Source organism: Aeromonas sp. HMWF015 (genome assembly GCF_963878965.1).
GTDB classification, from domain to species: Bacteria; Pseudomonadota; Gammaproteobacteria; order Enterobacterales; family Aeromonadaceae; genus Aeromonas; species Aeromonas veronii.
The window spans coordinates 3,019-6,762 of sequence record NZ_CAWNZT010000436.1; the positions used below are offsets into that span (position 1 = coordinate 3,019).

Annotated in this window: 5 protein-coding genes; all 5 read left to right on the forward strand. The window is 61.2% G+C overall.

The features are described 5' to 3' along the window. Nucleotides 1-301 (forward strand): type II secretion system protein GspK (locus AACS18_RS23760; RefSeq protein WP_258228801.1); only part of this gene is annotated, 301 nt, incomplete at its 5' end. A 122-nt stretch (nucleotides 302-423) separates the two neighbouring features. Further along, the gene (gene exeL / locus AACS18_RS22620; protein ID WP_108613381.1) at nucleotides 424-1,608 is read left to right on the forward strand and encodes a GspL family type II secretion system protein ExeL; all 1,185 of its coding nucleotides are present in this window, start codon (nucleotides 424-426) and stop codon (nucleotides 1,606-1,608) included. Then, nucleotides 1,605-2,096 carry a GspM family type II secretion system protein ExeM gene (exeM, locus tag AACS18_RS22625; protein ID WP_108613382.1) on the forward strand — a complete coding sequence of 164 codons (492 nt, stop codon included), beginning with the start codon at nucleotides 1,605-1,607 and terminating at the stop codon, nucleotides 2,094-2,096. Before exeL ends, exeM begins: the two co-directional genes overlap by 4 nt. Next, on the forward strand, nucleotides 2,093-2,860 hold the full coding sequence (gene exeN / locus AACS18_RS22630) for a GspN family type II secretion system protein ExeN (protein WP_108613383.1): 768 nt from the start codon (nucleotides 2,093-2,095) through the stop codon (nucleotides 2,858-2,860). Before exeM ends, exeN begins: the two co-directional genes overlap by 4 nt. A gap of 315 nt (nucleotides 2,861-3,175) precedes the next feature. Further along, on the forward strand, nucleotides 3,176-3,744 hold a 569-nt coding region (locus AACS18_RS22635), incomplete at its 3' end, for a tyrosine-type recombinase/integrase (RefSeq protein ID WP_146184824.1).

Here is a 3,744-nt window from a genome sequence, read left to right on the forward strand (position 1 = left end):
CCAGCGCCCCGAGCTGCTGGTCGCCCTCTATCTGGGCACTATCGGGCTGGATGACGCCAAGCGGGTGCTGAACGAGCGGCCACAGAAGGGGTGGAAAGAGAGCAAGCTGATGACAGACATGCTCGCTCCGGTCGATTCGGTGAAAGGACTGAAAGAAGCGCTGGTGGTCAAGAGCGACTTCTTCGAAGCCCGAGTCGTGGCCGAGGTCGGCGACAACCGGGCCTGGCTCGAAACCCTGTTCCAGCGGGGCAAGGACAATAAACTGGTGATGCTGCGCCGCCTCAGTAGCGGCGCCGAATAAACAGCGCACCTGCAGGCCATCGCCTGCGGGTACGAGAGATGTTGGATGCAGCCTGCGGGCTGCGCACCGGTTGCCAGGGCGCACAACGCCCTTTGCAAACCGGTATCGCAGGAGAGAGATGCGTGAGCGAAAGTCTGGTCATCCGACTGGGGACCAATAAACAACAACCCGTGGCCTGGCTGGTCTGGTCCGGTCAGGAGCAGGAGATCATCGCCTCCGGCACCCTGCCGTCGGCCGATGCCCTGGGCGAGCTGCAGGAGCGGGCCGGTGGCCGCCCCGTGGTCACGCTAGTGCCGGGCAGCGATCTGATCTTCCGGCGCGTCACCCTGCCAGGTCGCTACAACCGCCAGTCGGCGGCGGCCCTCCCCTACCTGCTGGAGGAGCAGATCGCCTCCGATGTGGACGAGCTCCATCTGGTGGTGCTGGCCCACGAAGGGCAACAGGTCGACCTGATGGCGGTGGATCGGCAAAAGATGGGCGAGTGGCTCGGCTGGCTCGATGCCGCTGGCCTCAAGAGCCTGCAACTGCTGCCCGATGTGCTGGCGCTACCACAGGCCGCGGATGGCTGGTCTGCGCTGCAACTCGGCAATGAGTGGCTGGTACGCCAGGGCCCCTGTCAGGGGATCGTAGCCGACGAGCCGCTGCTGGCCATCTTGCTGGCAACCGAAGTCGAGCCGATCACCATCCACAGCCACACACCGGTGCCCGCCATTGCCGCCGCCAACTGGCAGGCGGCGGAGCCCGAGCTGCCCATGCTGCTGCTGGCCAAGGGAGCCCTCACCTGCCGGGCCAACCTGCTGACCGGCCCCTACCGGCCGCAGACCGAATATGCCCGCTACTGGTTGCAGTGGCGCAAGGTAGCCATCACCGCCGGTCTGTTGCTGCTGGTGGCCCTCGGCCAGCGCGGCGTGCAACTCTATCAGCTCACCGAGCAGGACAAGGCCCTCAAGGCGGAGATCCGTGCCGTCTATACCCGCATATTCCCGGGTGAGAGCCGCATCGTGAACGTGCGCAGCCAGATGAACCAGCATCTGCAACAGATGGGACAAGCCCCGCAAAACGGCGTGCTGCTAATGCTCACCGAGCTGGCCCCCACCTTTGCCGAAGTCCCCGGTCTGAAACCACAGGTGATGCGCTTTGATGCCAGTCGCCGCGAGCTGAGGCTGCAGGTGACCGCCCCAGGCTTTGCCGAGATCGAGCGGTTCCGTGAGCTGGCCGGCAAGCAATTCGAGGTACAGCAAGGCGAGGTGCGCAGCACCGAGGGCAAGGTAGAGGGCGCACTGGTGCTCAAGGGTAAATCATCATGATGGAAAAATTGCAGAGCTGGTGGCACGGCATCACAGCACGGGAACAGCGGTTGGTGGTCACGGGTGGCGCCCTGTTGCTGGTCGGTCTCTTCTACTGGAGCGCCTGGCAGCCCATCACCAACCGCATCGCGGAGCGGGAGCGGCAGGTGCAGAACCAGCAGCAGACCCTCGCCTGGCTCAAGGAGAAAGGTGAAGAGGTGCTGGCCATGCAGGGGGGCTCGGGTCGCCAGATCGATACCAGCGGCACCCTGGAAGGGGTGGTCAACCGCACCGCCTTCAACCACAAAATCAAGATTGCCCGACTACAACCCCAGGCGCAGGAGCTGCAAGTGTGGATCGACACGGTCCAGTTCGATGACTTGCTGCTCTGGCTCTCCACTCTGGTGGAGCAGCACGGCATTCAGGTTCAAATCATCGAGATCGCCCGCGAGGATCTGGCCCCGGGTCTGGTCAAGGTCAGACGTTTGCAGTTGAGTCGTCCACAATGAAAAAACGCATCCTGATTGCCAGCCTGTTTCTGGCCGCCTATCTGATCTTCCTGCTGGCCACCCTGCCCGCGGCACTGGTGGCTCGCCATCTGCCGCTGCCTGCCAACATTGCCAACCTGCTGAAACTGGAAGGGGTGAGCGGCACGCTCTGGAGTGGCCAGATTGCCCGACTGCAATATGCCAGCGAATCGGTAAACCAGCTGCGCTGGGATCTCAACGGCTGGTCGCTGCTGCGCTTCGCCCCCGAAGTGGCCATACGCTTTGGCGATCGCAACGGGCTCAATGGTCAGGGCGTTGTCGGCTGGAATGGCTCCGCCTTCGGCCGGGATCTGACCCTCAACGCCCCCGCCCCCTGGTTGCTGAGCCGGGTGCCGATGCGCCTGCCGATCCCGATCTCCGTCACCGGCCAGCTGCAGCTCAAGGTGGAGCAGTTTGCCCAAGGCAACCCCTGGTGTGACAACCTCTACGGCAACCTCGACTGGTACAACGCCAGCGCCGATACCCCGGCGGGCAAGCTGGATCTGGCCGACCCCGAGCTGAAACTCAGCTGCCTCGACTCCAAACTGGTGGCCGAACTCAAGCAGGGCTCGGATGCGGTGCAGACCATGGGTCGCCTCGAGCTGCAAGCCAATGGCCAATACCTGTTCCAGGGCACCCTGAAACCGGGCCCAGAACTGCCACCGCAGATGCAGCAAGGGCTCCCCTTCCTCGGCCAGCCCGACAGTCAGGGCCGCTTCCCCCTGCGCTATCAGGGGCGGATCTAAGCCATCATTCAAGGTGAAAATGGCTCAGGGACAACCCGAGCCATTTTCATCGTCCATGTGACGTGTCCGTTGAAATGCCAGATACGACAGATACAAAAAAGCCCAAGCGGGTGACCGCTTGGGCTTTCTCTTTGAATATGGCGGAGGAGGTGCCCGCCGCAATCAAGTCCAACACACTCCATCCATATCCAGAAAGTCATTTGCTATCAGTAAATTAGAAGTTAGCACTGTCCAATCCATCCCAATCACATATTACCACTGCGCATGCCTGGTGGCATACTGTGTGGCATATTCAATTTTCAAGGAGGTTACCTCATGGCAATCCTCACCGATACCAAAGCTCGTAGCATCAAGCCGGAAGATAAACCCCTTGCTCACGGTGGTGTTACAGGCTTGACGCTACACCCTTCTACCGTCAAGGGCAGAGGCAAGTGGGTATTCCGCTATGTCAGCCCACTGACAAAGAAACGGCGGAATGCAGGCCTCGGGACTTACCCCGAGATATCCATCGCTGACGCAGCTCGAGACGCACAGGCAATGCGGGAACAGCTGGCGAATAATCTGGATCCGCTAGAGGTCCGGCTGCAGGAGCAGAACAAGCCGAAGATCCCGACGTTGGAAGCATCTGCCAGATTGGTCTACGAAAGCTTGCTACCAGGCTGGAAGAACCCCAAACACGGTAAGCAATGGATCACCACATTGGAGCAATATGCCTTTCCTACCATTGGGGCTATCTCGATTGATGCGATTACCCCAGCTCATATCGCTTCCGTTCTGCAACCGATATGGCTGACGATCCCGGAAACGGCAAGCCGTGTTAAGCAACGCCTACACGCAGTCATGGCTTGGGCATGGGCTCACGGCTATACCTCTGCAAACCCGGT

Coding starts and splice junctions, on each gene's coding strand:
- exeM (WP_108613382.1), top strand. CDS start 1,605: ATGATGGAAAAATTGCAGAGCTGGTGGCACGGCATCACAGCACGGGAA.
- exeN (WP_108613383.1), top strand. CDS start 2,093: ATGAAAAAACGCATCCTGATTGCCAGCCTGTTTCTGGCCGCCTATCTG.